Origin of the sequence: Serratia sp. 14-2641, assembly GCF_001692375.1 — a bacterium.
Taxonomy (GTDB): Bacteria; Pseudomonadota; Gammaproteobacteria; order Enterobacterales; family Enterobacteriaceae; genus Chania; species Chania fonticola_C.
The window spans coordinates 181,331-202,241 of record NZ_LXKR01000095.1 but is presented as its reverse complement, the minus strand read 5'-3'; the positions used below and the strand labels follow the sequence as shown (position 1 = coordinate 202,241).

At 53.2% G+C, this 20,911-nt stretch carries 17 protein-coding genes; 6 read left to right on the top strand and 11 right to left on the bottom strand.

Annotated features, from left to right (window positions below; translation table 11 throughout):
• Positions 1–43 precede the first annotated feature (43 nt).
• From A6U95_RS27850 to A6U95_RS27825, 6 genes are all read right to left on the bottom strand, one after another.
• A complete protein-coding gene (locus A6U95_RS27850; RefSeq protein WP_065686853.1) occupies positions 44–1,249 on the bottom strand; it encodes an aldose 1-epimerase family protein in 1,206 nt (401 codons plus the stop codon).
• Positions 1,250–1,520: 271 nt separating this feature from the next.
• The gene (locus A6U95_RS27845; RefSeq protein ID WP_065686852.1) at positions 1,521–2,054 is read right to left on the bottom strand and encodes a (d)CMP kinase; all 534 of its coding nucleotides are present in this window, start codon (positions 2,052–2,054) and stop codon (positions 1,521–1,523) included.
• Positions 2,055–2,120: 66 nt separating this feature from the next.
• Entirely contained in the window at positions 2,121–3,083 is a 963-nt protein-coding gene (locus A6U95_RS27840) for an aminoimidazole riboside kinase (protein WP_065686851.1), read from the bottom strand.
• A 23-nt stretch (positions 3,084–3,106) separates the two neighbouring features.
• Complete coding sequence (locus A6U95_RS27835; protein WP_065686850.1) at positions 3,107–4,474, bottom strand: carbohydrate porin; 1,368 nt, start codon at positions 4,472–4,474, stop codon at positions 3,107–3,109.
• A 179-nt stretch (positions 4,475–4,653) separates the two neighbouring features.
• Entirely contained in the window at positions 4,654–6,087 is a 1,434-nt protein-coding gene (locus tag A6U95_RS27830; protein ID WP_065686849.1) for a glycoside hydrolase family 32 protein, read from the bottom strand.
• Between the two features lie 18 nt (positions 6,088–6,105).
• Positions 6,106–7,347 carry an MFS transporter gene (locus A6U95_RS27825; protein WP_065686931.1) on the bottom strand — a complete coding sequence of 414 codons (1,242 nt, stop codon included), beginning with the start codon at positions 7,345–7,347 and terminating at the stop codon, positions 6,106–6,108.
• Positions 7,348–7,592: 245 nt separating this feature from the next.
• Here A6U95_RS27825 and A6U95_RS27820 point away from each other — a divergent pair, with 245 nt between their 5' ends.
• The 6 genes from A6U95_RS27820 to glnQ all read left to right on the top strand — a co-directional run bounded on the left by A6U95_RS27820 (position 7,593) and on the right by glnQ (position 12,462).
• Complete coding sequence (locus A6U95_RS27820; protein WP_065686848.1) at positions 7,593–8,600, top strand: LacI family DNA-binding transcriptional regulator; 1,008 nt, start codon at positions 7,593–7,595, stop codon at positions 8,598–8,600.
• Between the two features lie 364 nt (positions 8,601–8,964).
• Positions 8,965–9,468 carry a DNA starvation/stationary phase protection protein Dps gene (dps, locus tag A6U95_RS27815; RefSeq protein ID WP_065686847.1) on the top strand — a complete coding sequence of 168 codons (504 nt, stop codon included), beginning with the start codon at positions 8,965–8,967 and terminating at the stop codon, positions 9,466–9,468.
• 153 nt (positions 9,469–9,621) lie between these two features.
• The gene (locus tag A6U95_RS27810) at positions 9,622–9,888 is read left to right on the top strand and encodes a DksA/TraR family C4-type zinc finger protein (RefSeq protein WP_021805127.1); all 267 of its coding nucleotides are present in this window, start codon (positions 9,622–9,624) and stop codon (positions 9,886–9,888) included.
• Between the two features lie 338 nt (positions 9,889–10,226).
• On the top strand, positions 10,227–10,970 hold the full coding sequence (gene glnH, locus A6U95_RS27805; RefSeq protein WP_021805128.1) for a glutamine ABC transporter substrate-binding protein GlnH: 744 nt from the start codon (positions 10,227–10,229) through the stop codon (positions 10,968–10,970).
• 113 nt (positions 10,971–11,083) lie between these two features.
• Positions 11,084–11,743 (top strand): glutamine ABC transporter permease GlnP, encoded by a 660-nt coding sequence (gene glnP, locus A6U95_RS27800; RefSeq protein ID WP_021805129.1) that lies wholly within the window; start codon positions 11,084–11,086, stop codon positions 11,741–11,743.
• The gene (gene glnQ, locus A6U95_RS27795) at positions 11,740–12,462 is read left to right on the top strand and encodes a glutamine ABC transporter ATP-binding protein GlnQ (protein WP_065686846.1); all 723 of its coding nucleotides are present in this window, start codon (positions 11,740–11,742) and stop codon (positions 12,460–12,462) included. Before glnP ends, glnQ begins: the two co-directional genes overlap by 4 nt.
• A 117-nt stretch (positions 12,463–12,579) precedes the next feature.
• On the opposite strand, the gene A6U95_RS27790 is transcribed toward glnQ, so the two are convergent.
• The 5 genes from A6U95_RS27790 to A6U95_RS27770 all read right to left on the bottom strand — a co-directional run bounded on the left by A6U95_RS27790 (position 12,580) and on the right by A6U95_RS27770 (position 20,909).
• On the bottom strand, positions 12,580–13,884 hold the full coding sequence (locus A6U95_RS27790; RefSeq protein WP_065686845.1) for a PAS domain-containing methyl-accepting chemotaxis protein: 1,305 nt from the start codon (positions 13,882–13,884) through the stop codon (positions 12,580–12,582).
• A 286-nt stretch (positions 13,885–14,170) separates the two neighbouring features.
• A complete protein-coding gene (gene rlmF, locus A6U95_RS27785; RefSeq protein WP_186530747.1) occupies positions 14,171–15,136 on the bottom strand; it encodes a 23S rRNA (adenine(1618)-N(6))-methyltransferase RlmF in 966 nt (321 codons plus the stop codon).
• Positions 15,137–15,397: 261 nt separating this feature from the next.
• Positions 15,398–16,429 (bottom strand): glycosyl hydrolase family 8, encoded by a 1,032-nt coding sequence (locus A6U95_RS27780; protein ID WP_139102477.1) that lies wholly within the window; start codon positions 16,427–16,429, stop codon positions 15,398–15,400.
• A 2-nt stretch (positions 16,430–16,431) separates the two neighbouring features.
• On the bottom strand, positions 16,432–16,917 hold the full coding sequence (gene bcsD, locus A6U95_RS27775) for a cellulose biosynthesis protein BcsD (protein WP_065686844.1): 486 nt from the start codon (positions 16,915–16,917) through the stop codon (positions 16,432–16,434).
• Positions 16,918–16,919: 2 nt separating this feature from the next.
• Complete coding sequence (locus A6U95_RS27770; RefSeq protein WP_065686843.1) at positions 16,920–20,909, bottom strand: cellulose biosynthesis protein BcsC; 3,990 nt, start codon at positions 20,907–20,909, stop codon at positions 16,920–16,922.
• Positions 20,910–20,911 lie beyond the last annotated feature (2 nt).

The following is a 20,911-nucleotide window of genomic DNA, read 5'->3' as shown; positions in this document are numbered from 1 at the left end:
GCCAAAGAGCCGGTCGCTTGACCGGCTCCCCCCTCACCAGACGCTATTCCACCGCAATTGGAGTATCGACCAGTTTAACGTCACGGTCACCTTGCAGCGTTTTTATCTTGTTTTGGTATTCTTTTACTTGTTCAGCATTGTTCAGCAAAGTGTAAGTCAGCTCGAAATCGGTACTCTTCCCTGGCTGTAACTGTTTGATTCGCCCCTGCTCACGTTCGATTTTTACCGGATACGCGTAGTTGGTCCCGGGCTCAATCCCGGTAACATAACCCTGACGTTCAGTATCCGTGTTTTTCCACAACGTCAAAACCGGCAACTGGTGGGTATCAAAACCAATTGCAACTCCCCGATCCCCTTTCCTGTTGTTCATCATCGCCAGAGTTTTACCCTGCGAATCACTGTAAGGCACGATGTTGAACACCATTTCATCGAAGCCTTTGGTAGGCCCCTGGTAAGTATGCCAATCTTTCAAACCGCCCTTGGCATAATCATTAAACGGCGAAATCTCCTTGATTGCCGCACTGAACACGGCGCCCTCTTCCAGCAGTGGCTTACCGAAGTTGCTGTGATAAATGATCTGATAGTCACGAGGATAGTCAGCACGATTGGTTAGACGATCGTGAACCGTAAACTGCTGCGTGCCGGGGACGTAACGCAGTTCAGTCCAGGTTTCCAGATTACTTTTCTTAAAGGTATTTTCTTTCAGCAGACCGCGGATACGGATTTCATAAGGCGCTTTTTCAGCAATATCTACTACCACTTTGGAAGCCGGGGTATTTCCTGCGCGGCCATGTAACGTATACAGCGTGCCGTTTTCTACGCCCGGGTGCCCGGTCCATTCGTAGCCGCAGCGCACCATCATTTCGTTAAAACCGTCAAGCCAACCCACCCCGTTACGACTCTCAAGGTTGATATAAGCCGGGTTGACCACCTCAGTCACCGGCGAATCCCATCCCAACCTTACGCCGGAGCCGTTGACATGCAGAATATCCATACCGCGCGTTGGGCTAAGGGTGATGGTCAACCCCTCACTGGCCAGGGTAAGGACTTTCGATCCCTCTTGCTTGCCACCATGCAAGACTTGCTGTTGCAGGCTGAAACGCGGAGCGGGGATTTTCAGCTGTGAGCTGTCAATCCGCCAATTGCCAAGTTCAATACCGTTCTCACTGTCGGTCAATACGATAGTTTGAGCACCGGCATACCCAGAAATCAAAGAGATAGCGAGCGAAAGCACAGTAAGCTTGTTCATTTATTATTCCTTCCTGATTAGCTGAATGGTTTTAGCAAAACCATCACAAACTAAGTTCTTAGCCCATTTTAAAATGCGATGAGGGTCACTTTTTCTACAATGAGGATGGGAAAAACAAAAATTCCGTGACTAACAGCGAGAAAAATAATGAGCATTGAAGCTTAGCTGACAAATTAATCAGATGAAGATCGTGTTTCAAGCTGAAGTAGATTCAGCCTGAAACAGAGGCTCATGCATGGCGAACATAAAAAGCTGAATCGAGTAAAGCCCGCTAACAGAGGCTAGCCAGAAAAGCCGCTGTTTCCGCCGGAGATCGCAGTTGGATAAAACGAATATGGCGATTGGCTGGGTCCTGCTGGTCTGCCAGATACTTTATACGATTCTTGCGGTAGGTTTTGATGGTCCACAGGATGATCGACTCACGGCTAAAGAAAGAGCAGCGAAAGCTCTCACAATTGCCGGTATCGGACCAGAGCTCAGTCTTGTACCAAGCCCGCACCGATGCGCGACGAACGGCCTGCCACAGCGTGCGACAAAATCCGTAGTCAACCCAGACAACCCAGTCAACATCCCGCCATTTCACGGCTTTGGTCCGGGTATAGTTGCCATCCAATACCCAGCCCGCAGGGGCTGATACCAGCGCCTGTTTGACCAGGTGCAAGAACTCGTCATCTGAGGCATTTTGCCAGTTTGGCCGCCAGTAAAGCTTATCCATCTCGATATAGGGTACGGTCAGCTTTTGCGCCAATTGGCGGGCAACGGTGCTTTTACCGCTGCCGCTGGTGCCCACCACATTTATTTTCATGCTTTCCGTCGATATCCATTTTAACTGACTGATAGACATCTTATATTACAATAGGTCTGCTGCATTTCACTCATGAGGGTTTAGAGAATTAACCTTAAATGTCAGTCTATGCTCAGATTCAATAAAACTTCTGACACCCTCCGCATCGGGTAATGCTGATAAAGCTCCTTTTTGTGTCGTCGCCAGCGCTCCACAGGCGCTGGCTTGCGTCAGGGCTAATTTCAATTGTTCAAAATCAAGCAAACCATTTCCAAGAGAGATATTTGCCAACAGCCCAGCGATAAAGGCATCTCCTGCCCCCGTCGTATCTAAACTGTTCACCTTGTACGAGTCTACGTGTATGACCAGGTCTTGCCATAAGGCGATAGCCCCTTGGATACCACGGGTGACAATTTTAAGGCTAGAAGGAAATCGCTTAACTCTTTCCAACGCTTTTTCATAATGAGTCGTACCGGTTATCCAGTATAATTCTTCCTCTGAGAGTTTTAAAATATCGGACTGATGAGCAAATTCAGTTACCGTTGCCAGCATCTCCTGTGGATTCCCCCACATTTTCTCCCGCAGATTGACATCAAAGCTCAAGATGCCACCGCGTTGCTTTATTAAACTTATCGCCTTGACCAAGGTCTCCCGGCTCTGCTTGGCAACCAGAGCCAACGAACAAAAGTGCAATATATCATCATCAAAATCGGGTAGATTTTTAGAGGATAAAAACTGGTCGGCAGAAGGATTTACCAGAAATGTAAAACTGCGATCGCCATCATTCCCCAGCGCTACCAGCACGGTACTGGTATGATATTGCTCATCAAATTGTATATGCTGCGTTTCGACTCCCTCTGAATAGAGTGTTTGCTGGAGAAAGTGGCCAAATGGGTCATCACCGACTCTGCCAATAAAACCACAATCACATCCCAAACGAGCTGCACCCACAGCAACATTTAACGGCGCACCACCAGCGCAAGCTTTATATTGCATATCTGGCTGAGGTAATAAATCGATTACCGCATCGCCAACTGTCCACAGTTTCATAGTGTTTCCTTAACCCCCCAATTTTAGAATAAATATTTGAAGCGCACCCTCATGCCATAGCGCATATCGGTGTCACCTGGATTTATCGTCGAAGCATCCAGCCAGGAAGCATAAGCCCCTAGGTAGGTATTAAAGTTTGGCATATCCATTATATTCGGCAGTTGCCAGGAAGTATGAATGGTGTGGATATCGTAGTTTCCTGGTGCCAGGATCGCGCAATCGCCGTCGCATTCAGCATTCACACTGTCCATATTGAAACGGTCGATTTTATTATGCGCGTAGATATAGCCCAGCTCAACGCGGTGCCATAGTGCATTGATACCTGCGCTGAAGTTCTTTTCATCCGTCGCATCAAGATATGCGGTGCTCAAGTTCACCACCGCCCCGTTCTGCGCATCGGTTTTCAGCGTGTTCCAGCTCATGGTCATACCGTAGCCGGTACGCCTGGACTGGTCGACCCAAAGGCCCTGCTGATTCTGATAGCCGTAAGCATTATTAACAAGGTTGCTCTCCAGCGCTGCAGCCACCGACCACTCTCCGGATTGCCACGCGGCTACAGGGCGCACGTAAACCACGTTTTTACGGCTATCCAGCGCGTTGCCGTGATAGTTCTGATCGACAAACAGCGAACTACCGTCCTCCACCAGCGTATTCACTTCAAAATACCAGTTATCAAGTGTTTTACTGAGCAGGAAGTTGCCTCCGCTGCTGCTGCGCCCACGCCCCTCTTTCATCATGTAAATGTAACCGTAGCCGTCGGAATACAGGTCGTTGGCCGTATTACCAGAATATTCAATAAAGGTATCCTGATTAAGCGGAAACATATCAAAGGCCTCAAAACGACCCATTTTAATCTTCCAGTCATCCTGCTGGCCGAAGAAAAATGCCGCGTCATCAAGATTCATTTTACCATTCATATCCGCAAGCGGCTGCACGCTGAAACCGGCATATTTCCCATTCGACCCTTTACGTAATCCATCAAAGCCAAGCAGGATACGCCCGTTAATATCCCAGCGCTCTTTATCGCCCGGCGCCCAGTTTTTATTAGCGCTGGTTTTCAACGAGGTCAGACTGCCGGTACGGCTAGCGCCATCCATATTAAACTCAACGTCACCATAGAATTTTAATTCACCATAGTCATTAAGCTGTAATGCCGGCTTGGTTGGCGTCGCGTTGGCCATCGTTACCGGTGTATCCTGCCGTTTCAGCGCACGAATCTCCATTTCCGCACGGACGGCCCGCTGCTCGGTCTCTTTCAGTCGCTGTTCCAGGTGCGCCAAACGCTCCTCAATAGATTGAGGTGCTTGGGCGTTCGCGCAAGCGCTTGCTAAAAACGTGAGCAAACATCCGACCCGGATTTTTTTTACATGTAAACCATCATTATTTTTCATCGTTAATCCATTATTATTTAATTTATATTTATGGGTGAAACTCGATGATGACGACAACAATTACCCCGTCACACCAAACGGGTTATTAAAATATTTAAATCCTATGACTTGAAGAATTCGGGATGCGGTACAAGTGTGCACAAAATTTGTTTTCCACATCCCTTACATATGAAAATAGATTATTCGAGCTGCCAGGCCCCCGCCTCGGATATGGAGGCCGAACCGCTCCAGGCAAATAGCATTAGCTCACGGCGCGCAGCGTCCGGGTAAATACGACTGCTGAGACACGCTTCACCATCATTGGCAAAAACTTCCACTGAAGAGCTATCAAAGAACAACCGCAGTTTCAGCGATGCTCCGGTTGTCAACGGTACGCTTCGTACCCCGCACAGGCCATGCTGCGGATAACGGCGCTCCAGAACCAGACGCTGCATCTGCGCGTCAACATACACGCGCAGACCGTCGCCGAAGCTGATGCCATACTGTTCTGCGCTGCTGTTAGCACAATCCCAGTTTAGGATCACCTCCATCGCCTCGCAGTTTTCCACCATCGTGGTCTGCTGATTTTTCAACGTACTCACTGGCCATGGGAACCACGCGCCACGCAGACCTTCTACCTCTTTGGCCGGACGCATTTGCAGACGGTTATCTACGCCGAGGCTCAGTTCTCGCGGAAGAGAAAGCATTCCCGCCCAGCCATCTTGCTGTTCGGGCAACGGTGATTCCCACATATCCAGCCAGCCGATAACGATACGGCGGCCATCGGGAGTCAGGAAGCTTTGCGGTGCATAAAAATCGTGACCGTGGTCGATTTCAATAAACTCGCTTTTGCGAACAAACGGCTGCCCCGGCTGCCATTCACCAATCAGATAGCCGCTCTGGAACAGATTACGGTTGTTGAAACCTTCAGCCGCCATCCCCTGAGGAGAAAACATCAGTATGCGTTTATCCTCGAGGGTGAAGAAGTCCGGGCACTCCCACATATAACCCATCTCTTTTTCCGCCTCATCAAGGACTCCGGCATCGTGCCACTGATGCAGGTCGGCGGAACGATACAGGCGCACCTGGCCGGTCTCGCCATCGCGAGCGCCGACGATCATGTACCAGCTATCCCCTTCACGCCACACCTTCGGATCGCGGAAATGGTGCAGGCCCGGCGGAGTATCCACCACGATCCCCTGACGCTCGAAGCAGACTCCGTCGCGGCTAGTCGCAAGACACTGCACCTGATAAAGGTTAGCCTCATCGCTGGCGTCGCCATGGAATTTATGCCCGGTATAAATCAACGCCAGGGTGTCGCCATCAACAACCGCCGAGCCTGAGAAACAGCCGTCTTTATCCTCCGGGCCTTCCGGGGCCAGCGCGACCGGCAGGTGCTCCCAATGAACCAGATCTTTACTGCGCGCATGGCCCCAGTGCATCGGCCCCCACTGCGTGGAATACGGATGATGCTGGTAAAAAGCGTGATACCAACCGTTAAACCACACCAGACCGTTAGGATCGTTAATCCAGCCCGCGCGCGCGGCAAGATGGTAGCGCGGATACCAACGCAAGTTCAGCGTTTCACGTTTAGCCTGCAGTTCCTGTTCAGCCTTGGATATTGAATACGTCATATTCTTTACTCTTTTCAATCATATAGCAGAAGGTTGCGACATCAGAGGATCTGAAGATAACTTACTGGAGCGCAACAGGAAGATGGAGATAAAGGTGGTGCAGAACACCAGTAGTCCCATAATCAGATAAGACTGGGCAAAGCCGTATTTTTCGTAGCTATAGCCTGCCAGCGGCGACAGTACCGAAGCGATAACCGAGCTGGTACAGGCGAACCCCACCAGATAGAGGGTGGCAGACAGGCGTTTGTCGAAATTCAAGCTGTTGTATTTAAAGATAGCGACCAGCAGGATCGGCAGCTCTACCGCGTGCAACAGTTTAGTGATGGAAATCAGCAGCGGCCCTTCCACCAGCCCGGAGGCCACCATACGTAACGCCATCACCATCCCGGCGAAAATCAGGCCATTTTTTGCGCCGATGCGGTTCACTAACCACGGGGCGCAAAACATCCCGGCGGCTTCGAGGAACACCTGGAATGAGTTGAGATAACCGTACATGGCGTTGCCTTCCTGCAACGTGGCGAATTGTGAAGAGAAGTAAACCGGGAACTGCTGATCGTAAACGCCGTAAATACAGGTACCGATGACGAAAAACACCAGCGCCCAGAAGCGCGGTAACGTCAGCAGACGCAGCACGTCATCCAGCTTCACTTTGCCACCGGACACCGCCTCCTGCATCGCGTGCGGTGCAGAAGACACCCGCAACCGCGCCAGCAGGATAAAGAACACCAGCCCGGCACAGCTGGAGACCGCGAAGTTGAGCTTCGGGTTGATGTTAAACAGGAGCCCTGCGAAGAACGTCGCCACTGCCCAACCCAGCGATCCCCACATCCGCGCCTTGCCGAATTCGAACTGGCTCTGGCGCGCCACGCGTTCGGTATACGATTCCAGTACGCCGATACCGCCGTTGAAGGTTATACCGATATAGATCCCACCGAAGAGGCTTCCGAGCAATATATTGATTTGTAACAGATAACTAAACAGCAAATAGGCAGGCCCGGAAAGGATTAACAGCCCGGTAAGGGTCCAGAGCAGGTTTTTACGCAGGCCGAGTTTATCCTGGATAAAGCCGTAGAAGATTTGCGCCAGTAGCGCGGAGACGGACAACACCGCGTAGATAATACCGGTATCTCCGGCTTTAAGCCCCACTTCCTGGTGCAACCAGATAGAGAGTAAAGAGCCAGTAGAGGACCAGGACACGAAAAAGAAGAACAGTAATGCACTGAGTAGTGGGTAGCTATGAGAGTGATGCGCTTTCATTATGGCATTCTCGTATTGGAGTAATGCCAGCATGGTAACGTTAACAAATAAAAAAGCGCTTGTCGTTTTGCTGAGATTCATGATGTTAATCACAAAAGTTAACGTTAACATTAAAAAAGTGAGATCGAGATCAAAAATTACTCACTACGGTTCTTTCGCTTTCTACGACAGAATAGCCGCTGAACCTTTTACATCAGTAACTTCGTCGTATAGCCTGTTACCTGAAAGTAATGACGGGAGTAATAGATATGGCATCTCTGAAGGATGTGGCGAAACTGGCCAATGTGTCGCTCATGACGGTCTCCCGCGCGCTCAATAGCCCGGAAAGGCTAAAGCCTGAGACCCTGGCACGCGTGCAGATCGCCATCAATGAGACCAATTACGTTCCCGATTTGTCAGCGAAAAAAATGCGCGGTGCTCATGCTACGCCGAATACTATCGGGGTGCTGGCTCTCGATACTGTTACCACACCATTCTCGGTGGAAATCACTCTGTCGATCGAAGAGACCGCCCGGGCGTATGGCTGGAACAGTTTCGTGGTAAATATGTTCTCTGACGATAACCCAGATACCATTGTCGACCTTCTGCTTTCACACCGGCCAGACGGCATCATCTACACCACCATGGGGCTACGTCAGGTGCCACTGCCGCCCAAACTGCTCACCCTCCCGTGCGTGCTGGCCAACTGTGAAAGTTTGCACGATCCGGTGGCCAGCTACATTCCAGACGACGAACAAGGTCAGTTCGAGGCGGTGCAGGCTCTGCTCGCGGCAGGTAATCGTCAACCACTCTGCCTGCATCTGCCAAAACACCATCTTGCCACCTTGCGCCGCCGTCAGGGATTGGAGCGCGCCTGCCGGCAAGCAGGTATCAACCCTGACGCCCTCATGCATGTCTATATGGAGCATGGCGATGAGCACTACCGTGATATCCCAGCCATTGTGCTGGCGCATATCAAGCAGGGTAATCCGATGTTCGACTCGGTCATTTGCGGCAACGATCGTATCGCCTTTATGGTCTATCAGACGCTACTGGCGCAGGGCCTGCGCATCCCGCAAGATGTGGCGGTCGTGGGTTACGACAATATGGTTGGCATTGGTGAACTATTCTTACCGCCGCTCTCGACGGTACAACTGCCGCATTACGAAATAGGTCGCCATGCTGCGCTGCATATTATCCAGGGCAAGACGCAGACCGATACGGTCAAAATACTCGCGCCCTTACTCAACAGAGACTCGATCCATATCAAGCTGTGATTGTACAAAAAGAGTTACGGCGCGCACCCTGGGGATAATTGGCTATCAATATGAATTAATGGAAAAAACAAGCTCTATTTCAACACTCAGAAACACCCTGCAATAATTACGCATTGAAATATCCCTTCAATCGGTGTCTATTATTAGTGGGGGATCTCAACCCTTATCCTCTAAAAGCTTAAAAAATGTTTCTTATCAACACCTCACGAATCATAAAATATGCCATACGCCTTTCTGATAAAAATATCCAGCGGTTATTACCTATTTATTTAATCGCCCTTTTCGCCCTGCAAAATAAATTTAAGCTGCTATAATTTCTCCCGTAACAAAATAGGATTACACCCATCAAGAAGAGGATATCTATATGAGTACCGCTAAACTGGTGAAAACGAAATCTTCTGACCTGTTGTACACCCGTAATGACGTGGATGAGCAAACCAAGCAGGCCGCCATCAAGGCGCTGAACCGTCAGGTTGTGCAGTTCATCGATCTGTCGTTGATCACCAAGCAGGCGCATTGGAACATGCGTGGTGCCAATTTTATTGCCGTGCATGAAATGCTCGACGGCTTCCGCACCGCCATCACCGACCATCAAGATACTTTTGCAGAACGTGTCGTACAGCTCGGTGGCATTGCGCTGGGTACGGTACAGGTGGTGAATGACAAAACCCCGCTGAAAAGCTATCCGACCAATATTCACAGCGTGCAAGATCACCTGAAAGCGCTGGCCGATCGTTATGCAGCCGTCGCCAACGACATCCGCCAAGCCATTACAGAAGTTCCGGATGAAGACACCGCAGACATGTTCACCGCCGCATCGCGCGATCTGGACAAGTTCCTGTGGTTTATCGAATCCAACATCGAATAAGGCAGGCGTCTTTACGTGAAACAACAGGTTGTGGGCCTTGCCCCAACCTGTTTTTTTATCTGCAAGCCGAGTTGTATAAAAAATAGGCTGGATTACACTGATTATAATCCAATCAGGATTGCAAGCATTCACAGGTTCAATAGTGAGGTGGGCATGGCAGGCGGATGGACTGCGGACGGCGCGGTGCAGGATCAAATCGACTCAACGGTAGATGATGCCGTGCAACGTGCTCGTCAGGCGCTCGGCCACGGCGAAAGCGAACACTATTGCCAGGAATGTGGCACAGAGATCCCCGAAGCCCGACGTCTGGCGCTGCAAGGGGTGCGTTATTGTGTTAACTGCCAGGCTGAAATGGATAAAAAACAGGCTGCCAGCAGCCTATTCAATCGCCGGGGCAGCAAAGACAGCCAGCTGCGTTAACACTAACTTCCCTCCAAAACACGCCTGTTTGCACCAAATGAAATCGGACTATGACTATAAAGTTAGAGTTAGTTATCATTATTGATCGATAATTGTTAATTATCGGTTGTTTCCCGGCTATTGTTTAGTTGATGATAGCTCAGATGCACCACCACGGTCTTATTGCACCATTTTGGTGCCCACCAGTGGTGCATAAAAATTATAATTGGCGATCCAAACTCAACATCACAACGCAACCCCTTGTTTTTATAATGATTGCAAACTTGGCACGATTCTTCCATAGCACAAAATGCAACATAAAAAATGGGTAATCCGCAACCTGTACAGGAATTCCTCTCATGAAGTCTATTTTTAAAGTTTCCCTGGCCGCACTTTCCCTGGCCTTCGCCGTTAGCTCTCACGCAGCAGATAAGCTGGTTGTCGCCACGGACACCGCTTTCGTGCCGTTTGAATTCAAACAAGGTGACCAATACGTCGGTTTCGATATCGACTTGTGGGCGGCGATTGCCAAAGAGCTGAAGCTGGATTACACCCTGAAGCCAATGGACTTTAGCGGCATCATTCCTGCGCTGCAAACCAAGAACGTCGATCTGGCGCTGGCCGGTATCACCATTACCGACGAACGCAAAAAAGCGATCGACTTCTCCGATGGCTACTACAAAAGCGGCCTGCTGGTGATGGTCAACGCTAACAACGACAGCGTGAAAGGCATCCAGGATCTGGACGGCAAAGTTGTGGCAGTGAAGAGCGGCACCGGCTCGGTAGATTACGCCAAGCAGCACATCAAAACCAAAGATCTGCGCCAGTTCCCGAACATCGACAACGCCTATATGGAACTGGGCACCAAGCGTGCTGACGCCGTGCTGCACGATACGCCAAACATCCTGTACTTCATCAAAACTGCAGGCGCTGGCAAGTTCAAAACCGTAGGCGATTCCCTTGAAGCCCAGCAGTATGGCATCGCCTTCCCGAAAGGCAGCGACGAGCTGCGTGAAAAGGTCAACGCCGCACTGAAAACGCTGCGCGACAACGGGACTTACAACGAAATCTACAAAAAATGGTTTGGTACCGAACCTAAGTAATTGATGAAGTTAATAAGCCAATAAGTTATTAGTTAAGCACAGGGGAGGTGTACCCGCCCCCTGTGCTTTGTTGTTTATTGATCCCCTTGCTTGGATCACCGGGAGATAACACTATGCAATTCGACTGGAGCGCCATTTGGCCCGCCATCCCAATTTTGTTAGAAGGCGCCAAGATGACCCTGTGGATTTCGGTCCTCGGTCTGATTGGCGGCCTGATCATCGGCCTGGTTGCCGGTTTCGCCCGCACCTATGGCGGCTGGATCGCCAACCATGTGGCACTGGTATTTATTGAAGTGATCCGCGGTACGCCGATTGTGGTACAGGTGATGTTTATCTACTTCGCCCTGCCCATGGCCTTTAGCGATTTCCGCATCGATCCTTTCACCGCCGCCGTGGTCACCATCATGATCAACTCGGGCGCCTACATTGCGGAAATTACCCGTGGCGCAGTGTTGTCGATCCACAGCGGTTTCCGTGAGGCCGGGCTGGCGCTGGGTCTATCACGCCGCGAGACCATCCGCTATGTGATTATGCCGTTGGCACTGCGCCGTATGCTGCCGCCGTTGGGTAACCAATGGATCATCAGCATCAAGGATACTTCGCTGTTCATCGTGATAGGGGTAGCGGAACTGACCCGACAAGGGCAGGAAATTATTGCCGGTAACTTCCGCGCGCTGGAAATCTGGAGCGCCGTTGCGGTGGTGTACCTGATTATTACCCTGATGCTTAGCTTCGTGCTGCGTCGTCTGGAAAGAAGGATGAAAATCCTGTGATTGAATTTAAAAACGTCTCCAAGCACTTCGGCCAGACCCAGGTGCTGCACAATATCGACCTGAACATCAAACAGGGTGAAGTGGTGGTGATCATCGGGCCTTCTGGCTCCGGTAAGTCAACCCTGCTGCGCTGCATCAATAAGCTGGAAGAGATCACCAGCGGTGAACTGGTGGTCGACGGCCTGAGGGTGAACGATCCGAAGGTAGATGACCGCCTGATCCGTCAGGAAGCCGGTATGGTGTTCCAACAGTTCTACCTGTTCCCACACCTAACGGCGCTGGAAAACGTGGCCTTCGGCCCGATCCGCGTTCGGGGTATGAAGAAGGCAGAAGCCGAGAAGTATGCGCGCGTGCTGTTAGCCAAGGTGGGCCTGGCCGAACGTGCTCACCACTACCCTTCCGAGCTTTCGGGTGGGCAGCAACAGCGTGTAGCTATCGCCCGGGCATTGGCGGTGAAGCCTAAAATGATGCTGTTCGATGAGCCAACCTCGGCGCTCGATCCGGAATTGCGTCACGAGGTGCTGAAGGTCATGCAGGATTTGGCCGAAGAAGGCATGACGATGGTGATCGTGACTCACGAAGTCGGCTTTGCCGAAAAAGTGGCCTCACGCCTGATCTTTATCGACAAAGGCCGGATCGCCGAAGATGGCAACCCTCATGACCTGATCAACAACCCGCCAAGCCCACGCCTGCGCGAGTTCTTACAGCACGTTTCCTGAAGCGATAATAAAAAGCCCCGAAAGGGGCTTTTTATTGATGACAATGTTGCTCAATGACGTGTTCGACCTAAGAGGCGCTGGATGCTGCGTCCGTTTAACCGCCTCAGATACAGAACCTCAGTGGATCACATCACCCTGTTTGACCGAGGTAAACGCCTGCATCAGCTTGACCACGTCCTGCATGCCCACATTGACCTGATTGATCACCTCCCCGGCATCCTTGGCTAGCGCCACGCCGCCGCCCGCCTGTTCCACGCAGGTCACCATCTTGTTGATTGCAGCCGTTACCCCTTGCTGAATGGTTTTGGTGACTTGCTCAATCTCGCTGGCCGCCTTACGGGACTGTTCGGCCAAGGTACGCACCTCATTAGCCACTACCGAGAAACCGCGCCCATGCTCCCCCGCATGCGCCGCTTCGATCGAGGCGTTAATCGCCAGTAGATTGGTCTGGGCGGCAATTTTGCGGATCGCCTCAACCATATTGCCAATCTGTTGCGAACAGCGCCCCAAGTCGCTGACCACGTCCGAGGTCTGCCGCGCGGCCACCTCTACCTGCTGCATGCCCTGCACCGCCTGCTGAACAATGATCGCCCCTTGTGCCGCGGTTTTATCGGTCCCCATGGAGAGATGGTGAACATTTCGCACCATTTCCTCTTCATGCTGCTGTTGGAAAGTCTGGCGGGTGATGTCCTGGGCAATTTTCACCACCTTTAATACCCGCCCTTCATTGTCGATGATTGGGTTATAGCTGGCCTCCAGCCATACCCGCTCCCCACGCCGGTTGAGGCGTTCGAAACGCCCGGTCAAAAACTCCCCCTGGGCCAGCCGTTGCCAGTGCTGATGATATTCGTCAGAGTCGGCGAACTCCGGCGGACAAAGTATGCTGTGCGCCTGGCCGCGTGCCTCTTCCAGCCGATAGCCCATCAGATCGAGCATATTGTCGTTGGCATCCAGAATAATGCCGGTTGGCGAGAAGGTGATCATCGCCATTGAGCGATTCAGCGCCGTTAACAGGCTCTGATGCTCTTGGGCCTGAATGATACGGCTGGTCACCTCGCTGGCGATCTTGATGATCTCCACCACCTCACCGTGCTTATTTAACACCGGGGTATAAGTTCCCTGCAGCCAGACCACTTCACCGCCCTTGCGAATACGCCTGATATTATCGGTAATGGCCTCGCCGCTATTTAACCTTTGCCAATGCCGCTGATAGGCCGGGCTGGCGACATAGCTTTGATCGCAGAAAATACGATGATGCTGACCAATGACTTCCTGGCGCTCAAACCCCATAGTTTGCAAGAACAGATCGTTGGCACGTAATACGATGCCGTCGGGTTTAAATACGATCATCGCTACCGCATCTTCAATGGCGTCCAATTCGGCACGCCACGGGCTGCTTGACTGACGGAGGTTTAAAAACATCGGGTAAATCCTTCTGGCAGATGGAGTTAACGGCAAGCACTCTCTATTTTTTCTGCATCTATTGCTCGCCAGTAAGCGCGCTATCGCCCTGAACATTGCGCACGATAATGCTCCAGATTAACTGGATAAAAACGGTTATTAAGCTAGGTAATTATTGTTTTTTTAACTAATGAGCAGCGTGGGAATTTATTAACAATATTGAGGATAACGCAAGCCAGACAGAATGAAAGGAACGACAGAATAAATAATCGTTGCCGGCACGATCTCGCCGGCAACGGTCGGGCAATTACTGCCAGCGTTCTGCCGCCCAGGCGGCTTGCTGCTCGGCATCAAGGAAGGTCCAGGCCACAAAGCGGCTAATCTTCTGCCCCTGTGCCATTTCGATGGTGCGCACCTCAGCGGCCCCAGCCTGCTTGAGCGCATAATAAATGGCAGGCAGCGTGGTGTTTTTAGAGATCAGCGAGGTGAACCACAGGCAGTTCTTGGCTTTGCCGACGCTCTCTTCAACCATCTTGCGAACAAAGGCCTCTTCGCCTCCTTCGCACCACAGTTCGTTGTTCTTGCCACCGAAGTTCTGCACCGGCTTTTCTGCCACCGCCCCTTTGCCCAACTTATGCAACTTGAGGCGGGTGCTGGCGCGCGCTTCCTGCTCGGAACCGTGGAACGGCGGGTTACACAAGGTGGCATCAAAGCGCTCGGCAACGCCGATAATGCCGTTGAAGATACACTCCAGCTGTTTCTGCTGGCGCAGGCGCACGGTATTTTTTAACGTCGGGTTCATGGCCACAATCATCTTGGCAGCCCCCAGCGAGACCGGATCGGTTTCCGAGCCGGTAAAGCGCCAGCCATATTCGCGCTGGCCGATGATCGGGTAAATACAGTTGGCCCCCACGCCGATATCCAGGATCGCCACGCCTTTACCACGCGGGATCTCGCCGCCGTTGCTGGTCGCCAGCAGATCGGCCAGGTGATGCAGATAGTCAGCACGCCCTGGGATCGGTGGGCAAAGATAATCAGCCGGGATATCCCAATGTTCGATGCCGTAAAAGTGCATCAACAAGGCACGGTTGAGCATTTTCACCGCGGCAGGATCGGCGAAATCCACCGAGATATCGCCCCAGGCGTTGGGCTTCACAAAGGGTTCCAATCCCGGACAGGTGGCGATCAAGGTAGGGAAATCATAGCGTGAGCGATGGCGATTGCGCGGATGCAGGCCGCTTTTCTGCTGCGGGAAACTTTTCTTTTTTTCCACCGTGACGGGCTCTCTGAAAGGGTTTTCTGGCGCGTAAGATAGCATAAAGCCCGGCGAGGCGCTTGCCGCTGAGGTGAAATGCGCCAAAATGGTAGGATGACGGGAGCGGTGCAACTCCCCTCACCCTAACCCTCTCCCCACGAGTTGGCTTGAAGTTAGAGTGACTCACCTTAGATGAGGGGGGAGATCGAGTTTGCTGAGACTACTTCTTTACTTCCAAACGAGCAGGGGCTATCAGCTCCCTCTCCCTGCGGAAGAGGGTTAGGGTGAGGGGACAAGCTGGCTGCGCTGTGCCCAGTAGGCCAGCAGGTGCAGGCTGGCAGAGTAGTAATCCTCATCGGGTGCCAGGCGATCTTTCAGCGGCCCCCGATCTCCCACCGTCAGATCCCTGACCGCCCTCATTCCCGGGCTTTGATTATACTCGGCGCGCTGGCCGCTAAGCACATCCAGCCAGGCCGGTGTCGCCCGGCGATCAAAGCCGCGCCAAAAGCTGGCAAACGGACTCAGTGACAGGCTGTCGGCCTTGTCCCAATAGAGATAGAGCGGAACCCGCACCGCATCAAAACCAAAGCGCGGTGGCCAATCGCTAGCCGGAGCCATTTGCCCATTGGCCCGTAGCGTGACCCAGTCGCTGGGCAGATGCTGTTTGCCAAAGCGCATTCGGCTGACCATGGTCATGCTATCGTCGATGAGCTTTTTCCACGCTGTCAAATGGCTTTCTTGGTAAAATGCGTGCCAGGCGGGAAAGACAAAATAGGAAGGATTAACGATCACTGAACCGTTTTGCCTGAAACCGTTAGCACCGGGTAACATCACCCGATATCCGGCATAGTCGATGACGGTATGTTTGAGCAGGGCTTGCTGTATCTGCGCCGAGGAAGCGAGATAGGCAGGCACATTCCAGCGTTTCCCCGCCTTCAACAAGGCCCAGGCAATTAGGATATCGCCATCGGTGGCATTGTTTTTATCGGCTATCGGCACCGCCTTCCCCGGTTCATAGCGCCAGGAAAACAGGCCGATATCCTGGCGATACAAAGTCTTGCGGGTCCATTGCCAGAGATTGTCAAACGCAGGACGGTCGTCATTGTAGACCGCCAACAGCATGGCAAACCCTTGCCCTTCGGTATGGCTGACGTTGTTATTGCCGCTATCGACAATCCGTCCGTCAGCTAATAGAAAACGCTGTTTGTATTGCGCCCAACCGCTGTCGGCAGCCTGGGCACCAAGGGACAACACCAACCCCAGCCAAAGCAGGAGTACGCGGAGCCTACCAAACCTGCTTTTCGCCATCATGTTTACCTGCGTTGCTCGTTTCTGTAGCAAAAGACCAGGGTGTTATCCTTGGCCGGGCTGCGCCAGCGTAGGGAAACATGCGCCTCACCGCCCTGAGCCAGCAGCCAGGCGTCATAGGCCCCCTCAAGCACCGTGGCAAAAGAGAGTGCCCAGACGTCTTCGTTGGCCGGATCGGCACTGTGCGGGTAGGCATAATGGGTCAGGATCATCTGTTCGCCATTGGCCTCAATCTGCACCCTGCCCCAGTCAAACTGGCGTAGTAAAGCATTGAGAGCATCTTCCAACTCTCCCACCGTTTCCGCCTCCGGCAATGGCAGCTTCTTCGCCAGGTTACTCCCCATCAAACGCAGAAAATCGCGGCTGTCCGCATCATCAGCAGAAGCCAGAATGCCGGAAAAAACCACTTCGATCAGATCCTGCCAACCCGCCTTAAACTGACGCTGGCGATAATAATCAAGCTCATACCCGGTAGTGTTAATATCTTGCATGGTTATTTTCCATCTAACAGATATTTAAAATAGAGCAAAGCCGTGCTCTCGGAATAGCTGCCGAAAGTGTCATAACCCAACTGCCCCCCAACCAACACGCTTGGCGTGACCTTATAGGTCCCCCCCGCCTTCAGGCTGTAGCCAATGCCACTCTTGTCCTCGCTGGCATATCTGGCCTCTTTGCCGTAACCCTGGCTGACCAGGCTTTCCAACTGAGACTGAAGATCCGGATCGTTCGGATAATACAGGCTTTCCTGATTGTTATAGGTCTGATAACCAACGTTGCCGCTCAGAATATAGGTGAAGTTATCCTGCTTTTTGGTGTACTCCACCGGCAGCGAGATGCTGAGATAGTCCTGCGGGCTGAAATAACCCCCTTGGCCATAGCTGAAGTAGCTGAGGTTTTTGTCAAAATCCATGTAGTTGACGTTAACGCCCACCTTCAGCTCGCTATCATCATCCTTATAAGGGCGGATGTAAGCTCCCAGGATGCCGGTCACACTATGGTTATCCGCCACGTTATCACCCACGTAGCTGTAATAACCCGCGCCACCGTAAGCTCCGAGCACGCCATCATCGTATCCAAGATTTACGCCACCGCCGTTCTTGGTCACCGCCCCCCATTTCTTGCCGGTAATGGTATCTTCGGTCCCGACATAGGAGAGCAGGCTATCTTTTACCGCGCGGCGTTCAAGTGTCATATCCAGCGTTGAGTGCTCGGTCAGCTTGGGTGACCATTTCACGCCTCCCACCACCGAACTGATACCGCTGCCCATAGGCGTACTGCCCACGTCCAGCTTATAGCTGTCACCGCTTAGTGCTAACGCCAGCTCTACCCCGGTATCTTGCTGCTGACCCGGTGAATCGGCATAGATATCGTTAGGGCCAAAGGTCTTCGGCTGTGTCACCAGGCCAGCCAGCGTCTGCCTTTCGTTAAAGGCCTGATCCTGCGCCACCGTGGCGGCAGCACACTCTGGCGAGGTGGCGTCAATAGAACACAGGCTATCGCGGGTAGCATGCAGTTGCTGATAACGCAGATCGGCGGCCTGTGCGGCAGCAATTGAGGTCTGTGAGGCAATCACTGAGGCCTGAGTTGCGGCCTCGATAGCCCTGGCCTGTTGCAGCGCCCCGGTACCAAAACGGCTGTTGGCGCTGTCGGATGGCGTACCGGATTTCAGCATCACCGGCGTCACATCAACACTGAGCCTGCCATTATCGAACGGCATGCCTGACAGGGTGATCGGACTTCTCACTTCCGTGATATTACTCAGGCCGCTTTCACCACTGCTGTTATCACGCAGAGAAATATTCCCCTGTACCCAGGTGGCAGTCTTGCCCTGCACCTCGTCCATCAACTTATCAATCTGCTGCAAGGTAGGATTTTTCACCACCGCTGTTGGAGCGCGGGCATAACCCGGGGCTGCAACCTGCCAAGGCAGCACCTCACCGTAAGCCGAGGAAGAGGTATTCACGCTCGACGATGCCGTGCTCTGCGCGGCAAACGGATTATCCGCCAGCCGCAAACCGCCAATCACTGCAGGCCCCCCGCCTGGCGCACCGCTTACGCCATTGACTCGGTTTTTCGCCTCGCGCAGGAACACCATCGCCTGTGGATAGTTACCGTCCGCTTGAGCCACGCGCGCCGCCAGCAGCAACTGATCCGGCGTTTTAAGCGCAGGCAAGCCGCGCAGCAACTGTTTGGCCCGATCGACATCGCCATCGGACAATGCGACCCCAACGGCGCCTTCGCGCGCGCCCTGGTTCAGGCTGTCACGGCTGAGCAGGTAGTTGTAAACCTGCCCGGCCTCTTTGTTCATATTGCCAGACTGATAGAGACGCCCCATCGCCAGCATGATATCGGTATTTTGCGGATCGTTTTGCAGCGCGCCGATCAGCTTGTCATACGCGGCGCTGTACTGCCCCTGTAAACGCAGTTTATCCGCCTCATTGATCACGCTGCCGTTGCGCAGTTGGCCAATCTCGCGGGTTGAACTGCGCGCCCGCAACGCCGGGTTATTCAGCCAAGCATCGGCCTCCTGGCTTAACCCGGCCTGATTGAGCACCGCGATCTGGGCCGCGTAATCACCCGCATTGCCTTTAACCCCCAGGCGCATGTTGTCACGCACCAGTTGGACCGCCGTTGAGGTATCCCCCACCGTCATCAAATCTTTTGCCAGCTCCCCAAGGGCCGCGGGTTCAGTCGGCGGCTTTTGCGCCAACTGCCGCAAGATGACCGCCGCGCTGGCCGTGTTGCCCTGGCGAAGATAACTTTCTGCACTGGCCCGCTGCTGGTTGGCCGACGCAGTGGCCACCAGAGCCCGCATGCTGCTGTTCTGCCTGCCTTGCGGGATACGCGCCATCAGGGTGGAAACGTTCAGCCAGTCGTTACGTTCCGAGGCAAACAGCGCTGCCGCGTACAGGCTGTCTGGAGAAGCGCCAACCTGCATTAGCGGGGAGATCAGGGTTTGCGCCTGCAACTCTTGCCCCTGTTTGTTCAGGATGCGTGCCATATCCAGCCGCACCCAAACGTTCGATGGCTGCTTTTCCAGCGCCTGTTGCAGGATCATCATCGCTCGCTGCGGATCGCCATTCTGCATGGCGGCCTCGGCCTGCCTGCGCTGGGGATCGACATTCACCCCCACCACCGCCTGCGGGACTTTAGGTCGTTGCTCGGCTGGAATCGTTTGCAGTATCTGGGCAGCTTCCGGGCCTTTGTCACGCTGTTGCTGCAACAAATAATACAGCCCCAGCCTGGCATCATTATTCTGCGGATTTTGCGTCAGCAAGCCGCGATACATCTGCTCAGACGCCATGAAATCCCCTTTCTTACGAGCCAGATCGGCCCGGAACAGCGTCGCCGCGTTGCCTTTATCCCCTGTGGCACGGCTCAGGGGCGCACTGATCGCCAGGGCTTCATCCAATTGCCCTGCGTTGGCAGCCTGCTTGGCTTTGTCCAATGTCGCGTAAAACGCCGCTTCCTGAGCCAAAGCTCCCCACTGTGCACTCTGTGGGCCGCCCTGTTTTGCCGCCTGGGTGAGATAATTTTCTGCCTGCGCGAAGTCTCCGCTGCGCATCGCCGTAAATCCCATCCCGGCCAGAGCATCCCCATCATTCGGGTTGCTGGCCAGGATAGCGGCAAACTGGTCCTTGGCGCTGCCCAGATCCCCTTTATTCAGTTCGGAGAACCCAACGCCTTTGGCCGAGCCGGCAATAGTCTGCTGATAATAGGCCGCCACGGCCTTGTCTGCCGGGTGCCGTTGCTGATAGGCATCATACAGCGGCTTGTCAGCCGGTTGCGGTGCCAGCCACAGCAGCGCCTGTTTCAACGCCTGATCCGCCTCATTATTGCCAGGGGCCATCGCCGCCAACATATCGATCCCCTCACGGCGGGTCGATTCCTGATAGGTCAGCACCTTGCCCAGCACCACACGGGTTTGTGTGTCATTGGGCTGAATAGCCAGCCGCTGTTTGAGGCCGTCAATCGCCTCCTGCCTGCCTGCCGGTGACCCCGCCAAGGTGAGGTAATACTCATTGGCAAGGTTATCGATCGGTGTCTTGCCGTTGAACACCGTCTGATAGGCCGCAGCCGCCTGGGCAAACTCCCCCTTGGCCGCCAACTGCCGAGCCTGTGCTAACAGATTCTTGGAGACCGACGGAGCGGTTTCGGTGTTACTCAACGCCTGGAGACGAGGATCGTTAGGCGCGACGGCGCTCAGTTTTTTGCGCCAGATTTCGGCCTTGGCCTTATCCCCGCCCTGCATGGCATACAGGGATAGCAGATACATTGCCTCGGCGTTGTTCTCGTCGATCAACAGGACTTTCTGCAACGCCCCCTGGGCCAGCTCGTCATGCGATTTGTCATGCCAGTAAGCCGCCTGTTGAAACAGGGCTTTCAGCGCCGGGTTATTGTCATCCGCCAACGCCGACACCGAAAAAATCGTCAGCCCGGCCAGAGAGACCCAATACAGTTTCTTTTTCAGCAATAGGTTCATTG